This is a genomic window from Enterobacter cloacae, assembly GCF_011078175.1.
Lineage (GTDB): Bacteria > Pseudomonadota > Gammaproteobacteria > Enterobacterales > Enterobacteriaceae > Enterobacter > Enterobacter cloacae_Q.
In genome coordinates this window covers 1-15,246 of the sequence record NZ_JAALCJ010000017.1, presented here as the reverse complement: position 1 = coordinate 15,246, position 15,246 = coordinate 1, and the positions used below count along the sequence as shown (strand labels likewise).

Here is a 15,246-nt window from a genome sequence, read left to right as displayed (position 1 = left end):
GTAGCAGATGGCTAAGCAACCGGGATTAGATTTTCAAAGTGCCAAAGGTGGATTTGGCGAGCTGAAACGCAGACTGCTGTTTGTAATCGGCGCGCTGATTGTGTTCCGTATTGGCTCTTTTATTCCGATCCCTGGTATTGATGCCGCTGTACTTGCCAAACTGCTTGAGCAACAGCGAGGCACCATCATTGAAATGTTCAACATGTTCTCTGGTGGTGCTCTCAGCCGTGCTTCTATCTTCGCTCTGGGTATCATGCCGTATATTTCGGCATCGATTATTATCCAGCTGCTGACGGTCGTTCATCCGGCCCTGGCAGAACTGAAGAAAGAAGGGGAGTCCGGACGTCGTAAGATTAGTCAGTACACCCGTTACGGTACTCTGGTGCTGGCAATATTCCAGTCGATCGGTATTGCTACTGGTCTGCCGAATATGCCTGGTATGCAGGGCCTGGTATTAAACCCAGGCTTTGCATTCTATTTCACCGCTGTTGTTAGTCTGGTCACAGGGACTATGTTCCTGATGTGGCTCGGCGAACAGATTACTGAACGTGGTATCGGTAACGGTATCTCAATCATTATCTTCGCCGGTATTGTTGCGGGTCTCCCGCCAGCCATTGCCCACACTATCGAGCAAGCGCGTCAAGGCGACCTGCACTTCCTCCTGTTGCTGTTGGTTGCAGTATTAGTATTTGCAGTGACGTTCTTTGTTGTCTTCGTTGAACGTGGTCAACGCCGCATTGTGGTGAACTACGCTAAACGTCAGCAAGGTCGTCGTGTCTATGCTGCACAGAGCACACATTTACCGCTGAAAGTGAATATGGCGGGGGTAATCCCGGCAATCTTCGCTTCCAGTATTATTCTGTTCCCGGCAACCATCGCGTCATGGTTCGGGGGCGGTACTGGTTGGAACTGGCTGACAACAATTTCGCTGTATTTGCAGCCTGGGCAACCACTTTATGTGTTACTCTATGCGTCTGCGATCATCTTCTTCTGTTTCTTCTACACGGCGTTGGTCTTCAACCCGCGTGAAACAGCAGATAACCTGAAGAAGTCCGGTGCATTTGTACCAGGAATTCGTCCGGGAGAGCAAACGGCGAAGTATATCGATAAAGTAATGACCCGCCTGACTCTGGTTGGTGCGCTCTATATTACTTTTATCTGCCTGATCCCGGAGTTCATGCGTGATGCAATGAAAGTACCGTTCTACTTCGGTGGGACCTCACTGCTTATCGTTGTTGTCGTGATTATGGACTTTATGGCTCAAGTGCAAACTCTGATGATGTCCAGTCAGTATGAGTCTGCATTGAAGAAGGCGAACCTGAAAGGCTACGGCCGCTAATTGGTCGCCTGAGAAGTTACGGAGAGTAAAAATGAAAGTTCGTGCTTCCGTCAAGAAATTATGCCGTAACTGCAAAATCGTTAAGCGTGATGGTGTCATCCGTGTGATTTGCAGTGCCGAGCCGAAGCATAAACAGCGCCAAGGCTGATTATTTCGCATATTTTTCTTGCAAAGTTGGGTTGAGCTGGCTAGATTAGCCAGCCAATCTTTTGTATGTCTGTACGTTTCCATTTGAGTATCCTGAAAACGGGCTTTTCAGCATGGTGCGTACATATTAAATAGTAGGAGTGCATAGTGGCCCGTATAGCAGGCATTAACATTCCTGATCAGAAACATGCTGTGATCGCATTAACTTCGATCTACGGCGTCGGCAAGACCCGTTCTAAAGCCATTCTGGCTGCAGCGGGTATCGCTGAAGATGTTAAGATCAGTGAGCTGTCTGAAGAACAAATCGACACGCTGCGTGACGAAGTTGCCAAATTTGTCGTTGAAGGTGATCTGCGCCGTGAAATCAGCATGAGCATCAAGCGCCTGATGGATCTTGGTTGCTATCGCGGTTTGCGTCATCGTCGTGGTCTGCCAGTGCGCGGTCAGCGTACTAAGACCAACGCACGTACCCGTAAGGGTCCGCGCAAACCGATCAAGAAATAATCGGGGTGATTGAATAATGGCAAAGGCACCAGTTCGTGCACGTAAACGTGTAAGAAAACAAGTCTCTGACGGCGTGGCTCATATCCATGCTTCTTTCAACAACACCATCGTTACTATTACTGATCGTCAGGGTAACGCATTGGGTTGGGCAACAGCCGGTGGTTCCGGTTTCCGTGGTTCTCGCAAATCCACTCCGTTCGCAGCTCAGGTTGCAGCAGAGCGTTGCGCTGAAGCCGTAAAAGAATACGGCATCAAGAATCTGGAAGTTATGGTTAAAGGTCCGGGTCCGGGTCGTGAATCTACTGTTCGCGCTCTGAACGCCGCTGGTTTCCGCATCACGAATATTACTGATGTGACTCCGATCCCTCATAACGGTTGTCGTCCGCCGAAAAAACGTCGCGTATAACGCTCGTTTTTTAGGTTAGTTGGAGATAGAAAATGGCAAGATATTTGGGTCCTAAGCTCAAGCTGAGCCGTCGTGAGGGCACCGACTTATTCCTTAAGTCTGGCGTTCGCGCGATCGATACCAAGTGTAAAATTGAACAAGCTCCTGGCCAGCACGGTGCGCGTAAACCGCGTCTGTCTGACTATGGTGTGCAGTTGCGTGAAAAGCAAAAAGTTCGCCGTATCTACGGTGTGCTGGAGCGTCAGTTCCGTAACTACTATAAAGAAGCAGCTCGTCTGAAAGGCAACACAGGTGAAAACCTGCTGGCTCTGCTGGAAGGTCGTCTGGACAACGTTGTATACCGTATGGGCTTCGGCGCGACTCGTGCTGAATCACGCCAGCTGGTTAGCCATAAAGCAATCATGGTAAACGGTCGTGTTGTTAACATCGCTTCTTATCAGGTTAAAGCGAATGACGTTGTTAGCATTCGTGAGAAAGCGAAAAAGCAATCTCGCGTGAAAGCCGCTCTGGAGCTGGCTGAGCAGCGTGAAAAGCCAACCTGGCTGGAAGTTGATGCTGGCAAGATGGAAGGTACGTTCAAGCGTCAGCCAGAACGTTCTGATCTGTCTGCGGACATTAACGAACACCTGATCGTCGAGCTTTACTCCAAGTAAAGCTTAGTACCAAAGAGAGGACACAATGCAGGGTTCTGTGACAGAGTTTCTAAAACCGCGCCTGGTAGATATCGAGCAAGTGAGTTCGACGCACGCCAAGGTGACCCTTGAGCCTTTAGAGCGTGGCTTTGGCCATACTCTGGGTAACGCACTGCGCCGTATTCTGCTCTCATCGATGCCGGGTTGCGCGGTGACCGAGGTTGAGATTGATGGTGTACTTCATGAGTACAGCACCAAAGAAGGCGTTCAGGAAGATATCCTTGAAATCCTGCTCAACCTGAAAGGGCTGGCGGTGAGAGTTCAGGGTAAAGATGAAGTTATTCTTACTCTGAATAAATCTGGCATTGGCCCTGTGACTGCAGCCGACATCACCCACGACGGTGATGTTGAAATCGTCAAGCCGCAGCACGTGATCTGCCACCTGACCGATGAGAACGCAGCTATTAGCATGCGTATCAAAGTTCAGCGCGGTCGTGGTTATGTGCCGGCTTCTGCCCGAATTCATTCGGAAGAAGATGAGCGCCCAATCGGCCGTCTGCTGGTCGACGCATGCTACAGCCCTGTAGAGCGTATTGCCTACAATGTTGAAGCAGCGCGTGTAGAACAGCGTACCGACCTGGACAAGCTGGTCATCGAAATGGAAACCAATGGCACAATCGATCCTGAAGAGGCGATTCGTCGTGCGGCAACCATCCTGGCAGAACAACTGGAAGCTTTCGTTGACTTACGTGATGTACGTCAGCCGGAAGTGAAAGAAGAGAAACCAGAATTCGATCCGATCCTGCTGCGCCCTGTTGACGATCTGGAATTGACTGTCCGCTCTGCTAACTGCCTCAAGGCAGAAGCTATCCACTATATCGGTGATCTGGTACAGCGTACCGAGGTTGAGTTGCTGAAAACGCCGAACCTGGGTAAAAAATCTCTTACCGAGATTAAAGACGTGCTGGCTTCACGTGGTCTGTCTCTGGGCATGCGCCTGGAAAACTGGCCACCGGCAAGCATTGCTGACGAGTAACCGGATCACAGGTTAAGGTTTTACTGAGAAGGATAAGGTCATGCGCCATCGTAAGAGTGGTCGTCAACTGAACCGCAACAGCAGCCATCGCCAGGCTATGTTCCGCAACATGGCAGGTTCACTGGTTCGTCATGAGATCATCAAGACGACCCTGCCTAAAGCGAAAGAGCTGCGTCGCGTAGTTGAGCCGCTGATTACTCTTGCCAAGACTGACAGCGTTGCTAATCGTCGTCTGGCATTCGCCCGTACTCGTGATAACGAGATCGTGGCAAAACTGTTTAACGAACTGGGCCCGCGTTTCGCGAGCCGTGCCGGTGGTTACACTCGCATTCTGAAGTGTGGCTTCCGTGCAGGCGACAACGCGCCGATGGCTTACATCGAGCTGGTTGATCGTTCAGAGAAAGCAGAAGCTGCTGCAGAGTAATCTGTAGTAACGTAAAAAAACCCGCCTCGGCGGGTTTTTTTATATCCGCAGAATCTCCACTTATCTACAATGTCTGTATCTTTTCTGCTCATCCCCTGGAGTTCATTATGTGGTTGCTCGATCAGTGGGCTGAACGCCATATTTGCGATGCCCAAAACAAAGGCGAGTTCGAAAATCTTCCCGGTAGCGGTGAACCTCTGGTACTGGACGATGATTCACATATTCCATCTGAACTACGGGCCGGTTACCGATTACTGAAAAATGCAGGATGTTTACCCCCTGAACTTCAGCAACGTAATGAAGCCGTCGAGCTTGCCGATCTACTCAAAGGTATTCATAAGAACGACCCACGGTTCTCTGAAATCAGTCGCCGATTAGCGCTCATCGAACTAAAGCTTCGCCAGACGGGAATGAATACTGACTTTTTGCATGGTGAATACAGTCAAAGTTTGATGCAAAAAATAAATGAGGAGTAGCCATGTACCGTATAGGTGAACTTGCGAAACTTGCTAACGTAACGCCGGATACTATCCGCTACTACGAAAAGCAGCAGATGATCGATCATGAGGTCAGAACGGAAGGTGGATTTCGCCTTTATACGGATAACGATCTTCAACGCCTTCGTTTTATCCGCTATGCACGGCAACTCGGCTTCACGCTGGAATCGATCCGTGAACTGCTGTCGATCCGTATCGATCCTGAACACCATACGTGCCAGGAATCTAAAAGCATCGTCCAGGCCCGGCTGGATGAAGTTGAAGCACGCATTCAGGAGCTGCAAGCCATGCAGCGATCTCTGCAAAGGTTAAATGACGCGTGCTGTGGTACCGCTCACAGCAGTGTTTATTGCTCAATACTGGAAGCACTTGAACAGGGCGCCAGTAGTGAAATTCAGGGTTGTTGATTTTTTATCAGGCAGGAACTAGACTCCTGCCGACATTAACTATGCTCAGGAGAAATGATGAGCCGCTACCAGCATACTAAGGGAAAAATTAAGGATAACGCCATTGAGGCATTACTTCATGATCCACTTTTCAGACAGCGTGTTGAGAAGAACAAAAAAGGAAAAGGCAGTTATTTGCGTAAAGGTAAACATGCACAACGCGGTAACTGGGAGGCCAGTGGCAAGCAAGCTAATCGCTTTTTTACCACTGGCCTTCCTGTTTCTGTCGCTTGTTTAAACGCGATTATTCTGTTCTTTTAACAGATCGCGAATTTCAGTCAGCAAGACTTCTTCTTTAGTGGGTGCTGGCGGGGCAGCAGCCGGTTCTTCTTTTTTACGGTTAAGTCTGTTGATAAGTTTGATGGCCATGAAAATGGCAAATGCCACAATCACGAAATCAAAAACGTTCTGAATGAATACGCCATAGTGCATTACAACCGCAGGGACATCGCCCTGAGCTTCCCGTAGGGTGAAGGCGAATTGTTTGAAATCAATGCCTCCAATCAACAGTCCTAACGGCGGCATAATAATGTCGGCGACTAATGATGAAACGATCTTACCGAACGCTGCACCAATAATGACACCCACAGCCAAATCCACCACATTCCCGCGCATCGCAAATTCGCGAAACTCTTTAATAAAACTCATTATGTTCTCCTTGTGCCAGCTGACGCCTATAAGTTTAACAAATGATTAGCTAATTGCCATTGGGGATAAATAATCGTTATTAAAAATAAAAGGCATGAAAATTAGAAGGTTAATATTTGGGTGCTCTCGTCTGAGCACCCGAATCATTACAGGAAGAACGGGCTTGGCTGGAATAAACGCTCGACGTCGGTAATAAATTTTTTATCGGTCAGAAACATAATAACGTGGTCACCCTGCTCGATACGTAAATTATCATTGGCGATCATGACATCGTTACCTCGCACTACGGCGCCGATAATGGTGCCTGGTGGAAGTTTAATTTCGTCGATCGCGCGACCAACAACGCGCGACGTCGTTTCATCCCCGTGAGCGACGGCTTCAATGGCTTCAGCAACTCCACGACGAAGAGATGACACGCCGACAATATCCGCTTTGCGCACGTGGCTTAGCAGGGCAGAAATGGTGGCTTGCTGAGGTGAAATAGCAATATCTATTACGCTACCCTGTACCAGGTCGACATAAGCCTTACGCTGGATAAGCACCATTACTTTTTTCGCCCCCATACGTTTAGCGAGCATGGCGGACATAATATTCGCTTCGTCGTCGTTGGTGACGGCAATAAAAAGATCGACCTGATCGATATGCTCTTCGGCCAGCAATTCCTGATCCGAAGCATCCCCATAGAACACGATCGTGTTCTGAAGTTGTTCAGCCAGCTCCGACGCTCGCTGTTGATCCCGTTCGATCAGTTTTACGCTGTAGTCTTTTTCCAGTCGTCTCGCCAGGCCTGCACCAATATTACCGCCACCGACCAGCATAATACGTTTATAGGGTTTTTCGAGACGCTGAAGTTCACTCATCACCGCGCGGATATGCTGAGAGGCCGCAATAAAGAAGACTTCATCCCCGGCTTCGACAATGGTGGAACCTTGCGGACGAATGGGCCTGTCGTGACGGAAAATCGCCGCAACACGCGTATCAATATGTGGCATATGCTCGCGCATTGTCGACAGGGCATTACCAATCAGCGGGCCGCCGTAATAGGCCTTCACAACCGCCAGGCTTACTTTTCCTTCAGCAAAGTTCACTACCTGCAACGCGCCCGGGTATTCAATCAGGCGATAAATACTGTCGATGACCAGCTGTTCTGGTGCAATGAGATGGTCGATAGGTACCGCTTCAGAATTAAACAGCTTCTCCGCATCCCGGACATAGTCCGGGGAGCGAATGCGAGCGATGCGGTTTGGTGTGTTGAACAACGAGTAAGCCACCTGACATGCAACCATGTTGGTTTCATCAGAACTGGTAACTGCAACCAGCATGTCGGCATCGTCTGCGCCCGCCTCCCGAAGTACACGTGGATGAGAGCCGTGCCCCTGGACAACACGAAGATCAAACTTGTCCTGCAAAACGCGCAGGCGATCGCCATTGGTATCCACAATGGTGATATCGTTGTTTTCGCCCACGAGATTTTCCGCCAGCGTTCCGCCAACTTGCCCTGCGCCCAGAATGATAATTTTCATCTTTCGTGACCTGTTCTCAACATCACTTTTTGATTAGCTTAGCGTAAAAGAAGCCATCACCCTCTTCAGCGCCCGGCAGATTTTGCAGACCTGGGTGCTCAGGCGTCCCCGTATCGTACAACGTAGCGTCCGGGGTGCGTTTCAGGAAAGCCGCAATTTGCTGACCGTTCTCTTCCGGGAGAACAGAGCAGGTTGCATACACCAGCGTTCCGCCGGGTTTGAGATGTGGCCAGATGGCATCCAGAATTTCGGATTGCAACTGGGCAAGCTCTTTGATATCACGATCGCGACGCAGCCATTTGATATCAGGATGACGGCGAATAACGCCGGTTGCAGAGCAGGGGGCGTCCAGCAAAATACGATCGAAACGGGTATCACCACACCAGTCTGCGGGTTTGCGTCCATCGCCTTGCTTAACCTGTGCTTTCATACCCAGGCGCTTAAGGTTGTCATAGACACGTGAAAGGCGTTGCTCATCAACATCCACGGCCATCACGCTGGCCATCGGCGCCACTTCCAGAATGTGCGTTGTTTTACCCCCTGGTGCGGCACAGAGATCGAGGATCTGCTCCCCGTCCTTCGGTTCAAGCCAGGTCATGCAGCCCTGAGCTGATGCGTCCTGTACCGTTACCCAGCCCTCTTCAAAACCGGGTAATGCATGTACCGGTGCAGGGGAGGCTAAACGAACCGCATCAGGATAAGCAGCGTGTGTGAAGCCGCTCATTCCAGCCTCTTCCAGCAGGGCCAGCCATGCGTCGCGGGTATGATGGTTACGATTGACGCGTAACCACATCGGCGGGCGTTGGTTATTGGCATCAGCAATGTCTTGCCATTGCTGTGGGTAGGCTTTTTTAAGGCGATTCAGCAGCCATTCAGGGTGCAGGAAGCGCGCTTCGCTTTGCGCAAATTCTGCCAGCAGTTCGTCCTGCTGACGCTGGAATTGACGCAGCACGCCATTAATCAAACCTTTCAGCTGGGGACGTTTAATCGCAACGGCACCCTCCACTGTCTCAGCCAGCGCAGCATGAGGTGGAATGCGGGTATGAAGAAGCTGGTAGAAACCGACCATGATCAAATAATGCACGGTACGCTGCTTGCCGCTCATCGGGCGTGACATCAGCTTATTAATTAACCACTCAAGCTGAGAAAGGGTGCGCAGCACGCCAAAGCACAGCTCCTGAAGCAGTGCTTTATCTTTATCGGAAACCTTTTGTTGCAGTGCAGGCAGGACATTACTCAGTGACTGGCCCTGCTCGATAACCTGCTCAACGGCCTGGGCCGCCATAGTGCGTAGATTTTGTCTTTTCATAACCGTAAAAATAAAAATGCCCGGAAACACCGGGCCTTAAGAGTAAATTTGTTCAGGCAAGGCGATTGCCAGGGATGAACCATTCACGACGGGAATTTAATAGATCCTGCGCGCTCATTGCCTTTTTACCGGCCGGTTGCAGCGATTCAAGATTCAGGATCCCTTCTCCGGTCGCAACCTGGATACCGTTTTTGCTGGCGTCGATAATCGTACCGGGCTCTGCCGATGTATTGCCGTTAATAACTGACGCTTTCCAGACTTTCACTGGCTGCTCATCAATCATCAACCAGCTCATCGGCCATGGATTAAAGGCGCGGATGCAGCGTTCGAGTTGAGCTGCTGACAGAGACCAGTCGATCCGGGCTTCTTCTTTACTCAGTTTTTCAGCATAGGTCACCTGTGCCTCATCCTGCACTTCAGGTGTCACTGTATTGTCAGCAAGCTGTTGCAACGTCTCAATCAGCCCCTGCGGGCCGAGATCCGCCAGCTTGTCGTACAGCGTGGCGCTGGTATCTTCTGCGGTAATGGGACACGCCAGTTTATACAGCATGTCGCCCGTGTCCAAACCTACGTCCATCTTCATGATTGTCACGCCAGTTTCAGCATCGCCTGCCCACAGAGCGCGCTGAATAGGGGCTGCACCACGCCAGCGTGGGAGCAAAGAACCATGAACGTTAACACAGCCCAGGCGGGGCATATCGAGTACCGCTTTCGGCAGAATGAGGCCATAAGCCACAACTACCATCACGTCGGCGTTCAGGTCTGACACTAACTGCTGGTTTTCCTGAGGTCGTAATGACGCGGGCTGGAAAACCGGTAAACCATGCTTTTCTGCCAGCACTTTAACCGGGCCTGGCATCAGTTTTTTACCGCGGCCAGCCGGACGATCCGGCTGAGTAAATACGCCAGCAATCTGATGACCAGACGATAGCAGCGCATCGAGATGACGCGCTGCAAAATCAGGGGTACCCGCGAAGATTATACGTAGTGATGTAGACACGTTATTCCTTGTATCCGGGGGGCGTTAAGCGCGAGAACGCAAACGATCCAGTTTCTCAACTTTCTGACGAATACGCTGTTGTTTCAGTGGTGAGAGGTAATCGATAAACAGTTTACCGACCAGGTGATCCATCTCATGCTGAATACAAATCGCCAGCAGATCGTCGGCTTCCAGCTCAAACGGATTGCCGTCACGATCCAGTGCGCGGATTTTAACTTTTTCGGCACGTGGCACCAAAGCGCGCTGTTCAGGGATAGACAGGCAGCCTTCCTCAATACCTGTTTCGCCGCTTTTTTCCAGCAGCTCAGGGTTGATCAGCACCAGACGCTCATCACGATTTTCAGAAACGTCGATCACAATAATACGTTTGTGAATGTCTACCTGGGTCGCGGCAAGGCCAATGCCTTCTTCAGCGTACATGGTATCGAACATATCATCGACGATACGCTGAATTTCTGCATTCACTTCTTTAACCGGTTCCGCGACGATGCGAAGGCGCTCGTCAGGAATATGTAACACTTGCAAAACTGCCATAAATTTCCAGAGTCGTGTTCAGGAGTTGATAAGAATATTACTTCTATTCTAGACAAATCCCCGGTCGATTGACAGCATCAGTGACCAATCGCAAAGATTGCTGAGGCTGCTTATGGCAGGGAAAAGGATGACGTCCACAGAGATATGGTTACGGCTTATAAACATCGGATCGTTATACGGTGATGCGATGCTGGACGCTGCTCAGCGGTTGCTTTGCCAGGCAACTGTTGATGCTGACGCTGTCAAAGAGGCAGGGCTTTCGGCCAAACATGCCGTAAAGTTTTTTTCATTGTGTGAGAGTGAGCTTGAACGAAGTCTGGAATGGCTGGAACACACGGGCAACCACCTTCTCACGGCTGATGATCCTCGCTTTCCGCCATTGTTGCGTTCTATACCTGATTTTCCCGGGGCGCTATTTGTGCGAGGTTGCGTTGATGTGCTTAATAGCATGCAGCTTGCGATTGTGGGCAGCCGTGCGCCCTCGTGGTACGGCGAGCGTTGGGGGAAAATGCTGAGTGAACAGCTGTCCCAATGTGGCTTTACGATCACCAGTGGCCTGGCTTGCGGCATCGATGGTGTGGCACATCATGCGGCGCTGTCAGCAAAAGGGCGAAGTGTCGCCGTGCTTGGCAATGGTCTTTTTAGCCTCTACCCGCGTCGTCATCACATTCTTGCTGAGCAACTCATCGCTTCAGAGGGAGCGATAGTGTCTGAATTTTCACTCTCAACGCCGCCCAGACCGGGTAACTTCCCACGGCGTAACCGGATCATCAGTGGGTTAAGCCAGGGCGTGCTGGTGGTTGAAGCTGCTATTCGGAGTGGATCGCTTGTTACTGCAAGGTGCGCGCTGGAGCAGGGGCGTGAAATTTTTGCGCTGCCCGGCCCGTTGGGGAACCCCGGCTGTGAAGGCCCTCACTGGCTGATAAAACAGGGGGCGACGCTGGTGACCTGTAAAGAGGATATCCTGGAAAATTTACAGCATGGATTGCATTGGTTGCAGGATGATCGCCAAAAGCGACATATTTCATCGGATCAGGAGGCAGTAGCATTGCCATTTCCCAAGCTCCTGGCTAACGTAGGAGATGAGGTAACACCTGTTGACGTTGTCGCTGAACGTGCCGGCCAACCTGTGCCAGTAACGGTAGCACAGCTACTTGAACTGGAGTTAGCAGGGTGGATCGCAGCTGTACCCGGCGGCTATGTCCGATTAAGGAGGGCATGCCATGTTCGACGTACTGATGTATTTGTTTGAGACTTACATCCACAACGAAGCAGAGATGCACGTGGATCAGGACAAATTAACACGGGATCTGACCGACGCAGGTTTTGAGCGGGAAGATATCTATAATGCGTTGATGTGGCTGGATAAGTTGGCTGATTATCAGGACGGCCTCGCCGAACCGATGCAGCTTGCTTCTGACCCATTGTCAGTGCGCATCTATACAGCTGAAGAGTGTGAAAGGCTGGATGCCAGCTGCCGGGGATTCATTTTATTCCTCGAGCAGATTCAGGTGCTAAACCTCGAAACGAGAGAGATGGTGATAGAGCGCGTCATGGCGCTGGATACTGCTGAGTTTGAACTGGAGGATCTGAAATGGGTGATCCTGATGGTTCTGTTCAACATTCCGGGCTGTGAAAATGCCTATCAGCAAATGGAAGAATTACTCTTTGAAGTGAATGAAGGTATGCTGCATTAATTCTATGTGCAGCAACAAGAGTTGTTATGGCCAAATCAGCACTCTTCACGGTGCATAAAAACGAGCCCTGTCCACAGTGTGGGGCTGAACTTGTTATTCGGTCCGGGAAACACGGTCCGTTTCTCGGTTGTTCACACTATCCGGAATGTGATTATGTCCGTCCCCTGAAAAGCCAGGCGGACGGACATATCGTCAAAATTCTGGAGGGGCAGCTTTGTCCACTCTGTGGCGCTGAACTGGCGCTGCGGCAGGGGCGTTTCGGGATGTTTATCGGATGCAGTCGCTATCCAGAATGTGCGCATACGGAACAAATTGATAAGCCAGATGAAACGGCAATTGCCTGCCCTCAGTGCCAGAGTGGTCAACTGGTGCAGCGCCGCTCTCGTTATGGCAAGACCTTCCATTCATGCGATCGCTATCCTGAATGCCAGTTCGTTATCAATTTCAAACCAGTAGCGGGCGTCTGTTCTTATTGCGATTATCCGTTACTTATAGAAAAGAAAACCGCGCAAGGCCTGAAACGCTTTTGCGCCAGTAAACAATGTGGAAAGCCGGTTTCGGCGGATCGAATCAGTGAATAATAACCTGCCATCAGGCTCCATCGCGCAGGCGGTGGACATCCTGAAAAAAGAAGAAGTCATCGCCTATCCAACAGAAGCCGTTTTCGGGGTCGGGTGCGATCCTGACAGCGAAGTAGCCGTTAACCGTCTGCTGGCGCTAAAACAGCGGCCTGTCGAAAAAGGATTGATTTTGATCGCTGCGAACTACGAGCAGCTAAAACCTTATATTGATGATTCCATGCTGACACCTGCACAGCGGGAAACCATTTTCTCTGCGTGGCCCGGTCCCGTGACGTTTGTTTTTCCTGCACAACCGACAACGCCGCGCTGGTTAACCGGGCGTTTCGATTCACTCGCGGTACGCGTCACCGACCATCCGCTGGTGGTGAAGTTATGCCAGGCATTTGGTAAACCTCTGGTTTCAACCAGCGCCAACCTTACCGGGCTTCCCCCGTGTCGGACAACCGAAGAAGTTCTGGCGCAGTTCGGGCGTGATTTTCCGGTAGCCGTCGGTGAAACCGGTGGCCGTCTAAACCCGTCAGAAATTCGCGATGCCTTGACCGGCGAACGTTTTCGCCAGGGATAATGTGATGGAAACCTATGCTGTTTTTGGTAACCCGATCGCGCACAGCAAATCACCTCTGATCCATCGGCTGTTTGCGGAGCAATTGCAGATAGACCACCCGTATGGTCGGGTTCTTGCGCCCGTTGATGCATTTATACCGACGCTGGATAGCTTTTTTGATGCGGGCGGTAAAGGTGCGAACGTCACTGTGCCTTTTAAAGAAGAGGCTTTCGGGCGTGCGGATGAGCTGACCGAGCGTGCGTCGCTCGCTGGTGCCGTCAATACCCTTAAGCGGCTTGAGGATGGTCGCCTTCTGGGCGATAACACCGATGGTATTGGTTTACTCAGCGATCTGGAGCGATTGTCGTTTATTAAACCAGGCTTTCGGATCCTGCTGATCGGTGCGGGTGGCGCGTCGCGCGGCGTATTGCTTCCTCTTCTTTCGCTGGATTGTGCGGTGACAATCACCAACCGTACTTTCTCCAGAGCAGAAGAGCTGGCGGCGTTGTTCGCACACACAGGCAGCGTAGCTGCGGTAGCACTTAAGGATCTCGCGGGTCACGAATTTGATCTTGTGATTAATGCCACCTCAAGCGGTATTAATGGAGAGATCCCGGCGATTCCTGCATCCCTGGTTCATTCCCACATCTACGCCTATGACATGTTTTATCAAAAAGGGAAAACGCCATTTCTGACCTGGTGCGAACAACAGGGGGCAAAACACGTGGCTGATGGTCTGGGCATGCTGGTGGGGCAGGCGGCTCATGCGGTGCTACTCTGGCATGGCGTGTTACCTGCTGTAGAACCTGTGATCGAAAAGCTGAAACAGGAACTGATGGCATGAATCAGGCGATTCATTTTCCCGACAGAGAAATCTGGGATGAAAACAAGCAAGCGGTTTGTTTCCCGGTGCTGGTGCATGGAATGCAGTTAACCTGTGCAATCAAACGGGAAACGCTGCTCCAGCGCTTTGGTGGTTCAGATCCGTTGGCGATCTTTTGCGAAAATCGCTGGGATATGGAAGAGGAAGCCAGCGATTTGATCCGCGATCAGCAGGAAGACGATCAGGGCTGGGTCTGGTTATCCTGATCCAGATAGTCATTCTTCCATTTAACGTAATTGTTCGCTGAGTATTTCAATCCTTCGATCTCCGCCTCTTTTAGGGGGCGGATCTGTTTAACCGGACTGCCTAAATAGAGATAGCCACTTTTCAGGCGTTTGTTTTGCGGAACAAGGCTTCCTGCACCAATCATTACGTCATCTTCTACTATGACGCCATCCAGCAAAATCGATCCCATCCCAACGAGAACCCTGTTACCAATTGTGCAGCCGTGGAGCATTACTTTATGACCGACCGTAACATCTTCCCCAATGATGAGTGGATTGCCCTCAGGGTTATAAGATGACTTATGAGTCACATGCAGCACGCTGCCGTCCTGAATATTGGTGCGTGCACCGATTGCAACATAGTTAACATCACCCCGGATCGCGACGAGTGGCCAGATGCTGACATCATCGGCAATGCGAACATCACCAATGACCACGCTGCTGGCATCGATCATCACGCGATCGCCTTTTTGGGGGAATAGATCTTTATAAGGTCGTAAAACTGCAAACATATCTACCTCGATACAGATGAGCACTGTTAAAGAAGACTTTGATCGTATTCCTGGAACGAGGCAAGGCAAAATGCGTCATTTTTTAAGCGGATCGGATGGGTTTTCAGCGAAAAGCACGGAAAATCATCAGTTGGAAAAAAAGATCTAAAAAATACTTGTGCTAAAAACTGGGATCCCTATAATGCGCCTCCATCGACACGGCGGATGTGAATCACTTCACAAACAACCCGGTCGGTTGAAGAGAAAAAATCCTGAAAATCGGGGTTGACTCTGAAAGAGGAAAGCGTAATATACGCCACCTCGCGACAGAGCGCTGAAGCGCGTCGCAACTGCTCTTTAACAATTTATCAGACAATCTGT

At 50.6% G+C, this 15,246-nt stretch carries 22 protein-coding genes; 16 read left to right on the top strand and 6 right to left on the bottom strand.

Annotated features, from left to right (window positions below):
- Positions 1-7: 7 nt before the first annotated feature.
- The 10 genes from secY to G6Q29_RS21130 all read left to right on the top strand — a co-directional run bounded on the left by secY (position 8) and on the right by G6Q29_RS21130 (position 5,692).
- Positions 8-1,339: a preprotein translocase subunit SecY gene (gene secY, locus G6Q29_RS21175; RefSeq protein ID WP_003863305.1), complete on the top strand. Its 1,332-nt coding sequence runs from the start codon at positions 8-10 to the stop codon at positions 1,337-1,339.
- Between the two features lie 31 nt (positions 1,340-1,370).
- On the top strand, positions 1,371-1,487 hold the full coding sequence (gene rpmJ / locus G6Q29_RS21170; protein ID WP_000868187.1) for a 50S ribosomal protein L36: 117 nt from the start codon (positions 1,371-1,373) through the stop codon (positions 1,485-1,487).
- A 146-nt stretch (positions 1,488-1,633) separates the two neighbouring features.
- Positions 1,634-1,990, top strand: a complete 357-nt coding sequence (gene rpsM / locus G6Q29_RS21165) for a 30S ribosomal protein S13 (RefSeq protein ID WP_003863308.1) — start codon at positions 1,634-1,636, stop codon at positions 1,988-1,990.
- A gap of 16 nt (positions 1,991-2,006) precedes the next feature.
- Entirely contained in the window at positions 2,007-2,396 is a 390-nt protein-coding gene (gene rpsK, locus G6Q29_RS21160; protein WP_003863312.1) for a 30S ribosomal protein S11, read from the top strand.
- 32 nt (positions 2,397-2,428) lie between these two features.
- The gene (gene rpsD, locus G6Q29_RS21155; protein ID WP_003863314.1) at positions 2,429-3,049 is read left to right on the top strand and encodes a 30S ribosomal protein S4; all 621 of its coding nucleotides are present in this window, start codon (positions 2,429-2,431) and stop codon (positions 3,047-3,049) included.
- A gap of 25 nt (positions 3,050-3,074) precedes the next feature.
- On the top strand, positions 3,075-4,064 hold the full coding sequence (locus G6Q29_RS21150; protein ID WP_002919219.1) for a DNA-directed RNA polymerase subunit alpha: 990 nt from the start codon (positions 3,075-3,077) through the stop codon (positions 4,062-4,064).
- A gap of 40 nt (positions 4,065-4,104) precedes the next feature.
- Entirely contained in the window at positions 4,105-4,488 is a 384-nt protein-coding gene (rplQ, locus tag G6Q29_RS21145; protein ID WP_001216368.1) for a 50S ribosomal protein L17, read from the top strand.
- Positions 4,489-4,595: 107 nt separating this feature from the next.
- Complete coding sequence (locus G6Q29_RS21140; protein WP_165466991.1) at positions 4,596-4,964, top strand: DUF1992 domain-containing protein; 369 nt, start codon at positions 4,596-4,598, stop codon at positions 4,962-4,964.
- 2 nt (positions 4,965-4,966) lie between these two features.
- On the top strand, positions 4,967-5,392 hold the full coding sequence (gene zntR / locus G6Q29_RS21135; RefSeq protein WP_165466990.1) for a Zn(2+)-responsive transcriptional regulator: 426 nt from the start codon (positions 4,967-4,969) through the stop codon (positions 5,390-5,392).
- Positions 5,393-5,449: 57 nt separating this feature from the next.
- The gene (locus G6Q29_RS21130; protein WP_165466989.1) at positions 5,450-5,692 is read left to right on the top strand and encodes an alternative ribosome-rescue factor A; all 243 of its coding nucleotides are present in this window, start codon (positions 5,450-5,452) and stop codon (positions 5,690-5,692) included.
- On the opposite strand, the gene mscL is transcribed toward G6Q29_RS21130, so the two are convergent.
- The 5 genes from mscL to def form a co-directional block, all read right to left on the bottom strand.
- Entirely contained in the window at positions 5,666-6,079 is a 414-nt protein-coding gene (gene mscL / locus G6Q29_RS21125; RefSeq protein WP_165466988.1) for a large-conductance mechanosensitive channel protein MscL, read from the bottom strand. The genes G6Q29_RS21130 and mscL overlap by 27 nt on opposite strands.
- A gap of 146 nt (positions 6,080-6,225) precedes the next feature.
- The gene (gene trkA, locus G6Q29_RS21120) at positions 6,226-7,602 is read right to left on the bottom strand and encodes a Trk system potassium transporter TrkA (RefSeq protein WP_165466987.1); all 1,377 of its coding nucleotides are present in this window, start codon (positions 7,600-7,602) and stop codon (positions 6,226-6,228) included.
- A gap of 22 nt (positions 7,603-7,624) precedes the next feature.
- The gene (gene rsmB, locus G6Q29_RS21115; RefSeq protein ID WP_165466986.1) at positions 7,625-8,911 is read right to left on the bottom strand and encodes a 16S rRNA (cytosine(967)-C(5))-methyltransferase RsmB; all 1,287 of its coding nucleotides are present in this window, start codon (positions 8,909-8,911) and stop codon (positions 7,625-7,627) included.
- 52 nt (positions 8,912-8,963) lie between these two features.
- The gene (gene fmt / locus G6Q29_RS21110) at positions 8,964-9,911 is read right to left on the bottom strand and encodes a methionyl-tRNA formyltransferase (protein ID WP_165466985.1); all 948 of its coding nucleotides are present in this window, start codon (positions 9,909-9,911) and stop codon (positions 8,964-8,966) included.
- A gap of 24 nt (positions 9,912-9,935) precedes the next feature.
- The gene (def, locus tag G6Q29_RS21105) at positions 9,936-10,445 is read right to left on the bottom strand and encodes a peptide deformylase (protein ID WP_006812188.1); all 510 of its coding nucleotides are present in this window, start codon (positions 10,443-10,445) and stop codon (positions 9,936-9,938) included.
- Positions 10,446-10,572: 127 nt separating this feature from the next.
- Between def and dprA the strand changes: the two genes are divergently transcribed.
- The 6 genes from dprA to G6Q29_RS21075 are packed head-to-tail and all read left to right on the top strand — an operon-like array spanning position 10,573 to position 14,356.
- Positions 10,573-11,697 (top strand): DNA-protecting protein DprA, encoded by a 1,125-nt coding sequence (gene dprA, locus G6Q29_RS21100; RefSeq protein WP_165466984.1) that lies wholly within the window; start codon positions 10,573-10,575, stop codon positions 11,695-11,697.
- On the top strand, positions 11,669-12,142 hold the full coding sequence (gene smg, locus G6Q29_RS21095) for a DUF494 family protein Smg (protein ID WP_148422734.1): 474 nt from the start codon (positions 11,669-11,671) through the stop codon (positions 12,140-12,142). Before dprA ends, smg begins: the two co-directional genes overlap by 29 nt.
- Positions 12,143-12,168: 26 nt before the next feature.
- Positions 12,169-12,723, top strand: coding sequence for a DNA topoisomerase family protein (locus tag G6Q29_RS21090; RefSeq protein WP_165466983.1), 555 nt, complete (start codon positions 12,169-12,171; stop codon positions 12,721-12,723).
- Entirely contained in the window at positions 12,716-13,288 is a 573-nt protein-coding gene (gene tsaC / locus G6Q29_RS21085) for an L-threonylcarbamoyladenylate synthase type 1 TsaC (RefSeq protein WP_165466982.1), read from the top strand. Before G6Q29_RS21090 ends, tsaC begins: the two co-directional genes overlap by 8 nt.
- A gap of 4 nt (positions 13,289-13,292) precedes the next feature.
- Positions 13,293-14,111 (top strand): shikimate dehydrogenase, encoded by an 819-nt coding sequence (gene aroE / locus G6Q29_RS21080; protein ID WP_165466981.1) that lies wholly within the window; start codon positions 13,293-13,295, stop codon positions 14,109-14,111.
- Positions 14,108-14,356 (top strand): DUF1488 domain-containing protein, encoded by a 249-nt coding sequence (locus tag G6Q29_RS21075; RefSeq protein ID WP_165466980.1) that lies wholly within the window; start codon positions 14,108-14,110, stop codon positions 14,354-14,356. Before aroE ends, G6Q29_RS21075 begins: the two co-directional genes overlap by 4 nt.
- Here G6Q29_RS21075 and G6Q29_RS21070 read toward each other — a convergent pair.
- Positions 14,332-14,886: a gamma carbonic anhydrase family protein gene (locus tag G6Q29_RS21070; protein WP_165466979.1), complete on the bottom strand. Its 555-nt coding sequence runs from the start codon at positions 14,884-14,886 to the stop codon at positions 14,332-14,334. The two genes, G6Q29_RS21075 and G6Q29_RS21070, sit on opposite strands and share 25 nt — an antisense overlap.
- Positions 14,887-15,246: the final 360 nt, after the last annotated feature.

Bases quoted from the DNA above. Each gene is read 5' to 3' on its own strand.
- G6Q29_RS21090 (WP_165466983.1), top strand. From the start codon at position 12,169: ATGGCCAAATCAGCACTCTTCACGGTGCATAAAAACGAGCCCTGTCCA.
- rpsK (WP_003863312.1), top strand. From the start codon at position 2,007: ATGGCAAAGGCACCAGTTCGTGCACGTAAACGTGTAAGAAAACAAGTC.
- rsmB (WP_165466986.1), bottom strand. From the start codon at position 8,911: ATGAAAAGACAAAATCTACGCACTATGGCGGCCCAGGCCGTTGAGCAG.
- G6Q29_RS21140 (WP_165466991.1), top strand. From the start codon at position 4,596: ATGTGGTTGCTCGATCAGTGGGCTGAACGCCATATTTGCGATGCCCAA.
- def (WP_006812188.1), bottom strand. From the start codon at position 10,445: ATGGCAGTTTTGCAAGTGTTACATATTCCTGACGAGCGCCTTCGCATC.
- trkA (WP_165466987.1), bottom strand. From the start codon at position 7,602: ATGAAAATTATCATTCTGGGCGCAGGGCAAGTTGGCGGAACGCTGGCG.
- smg (WP_148422734.1), top strand. From the start codon at position 11,669: ATGTTCGACGTACTGATGTATTTGTTTGAGACTTACATCCACAACGAA.
- G6Q29_RS21070 (WP_165466979.1), bottom strand. From the start codon at position 14,886: ATGTTTGCAGTTTTACGACCTTATAAAGATCTATTCCCCCAAAAAGGC.
- mscL (WP_165466988.1), bottom strand. From the start codon at position 6,079: ATGAGTTTTATTAAAGAGTTTCGCGAATTTGCGATGCGCGGGAATGTG.
- zntR (WP_165466990.1), top strand. From the start codon at position 4,967: ATGTACCGTATAGGTGAACTTGCGAAACTTGCTAACGTAACGCCGGAT.
- rpsD (WP_003863314.1), top strand. From the start codon at position 2,429: ATGGCAAGATATTTGGGTCCTAAGCTCAAGCTGAGCCGTCGTGAGGGC.
- aroE (WP_165466981.1), top strand. From the start codon at position 13,293: ATGGAAACCTATGCTGTTTTTGGTAACCCGATCGCGCACAGCAAATCA.
- G6Q29_RS21075 (WP_165466980.1), top strand. From the start codon at position 14,108: ATGAATCAGGCGATTCATTTTCCCGACAGAGAAATCTGGGATGAAAAC.
- G6Q29_RS21150 (WP_002919219.1), top strand. From the start codon at position 3,075: ATGCAGGGTTCTGTGACAGAGTTTCTAAAACCGCGCCTGGTAGATATC.
- G6Q29_RS21130 (WP_165466989.1), top strand. From the start codon at position 5,450: ATGAGCCGCTACCAGCATACTAAGGGAAAAATTAAGGATAACGCCATT.
- dprA (WP_165466984.1), top strand. From the start codon at position 10,573: ATGACGTCCACAGAGATATGGTTACGGCTTATAAACATCGGATCGTTA.
- rpmJ (WP_000868187.1), top strand. From the start codon at position 1,371: ATGAAAGTTCGTGCTTCCGTCAAGAAATTATGCCGTAACTGCAAAATC.
- rplQ (WP_001216368.1), top strand. From the start codon at position 4,105: ATGCGCCATCGTAAGAGTGGTCGTCAACTGAACCGCAACAGCAGCCAT.
- secY (WP_003863305.1), top strand. From the start codon at position 8: ATGGCTAAGCAACCGGGATTAGATTTTCAAAGTGCCAAAGGTGGATTT.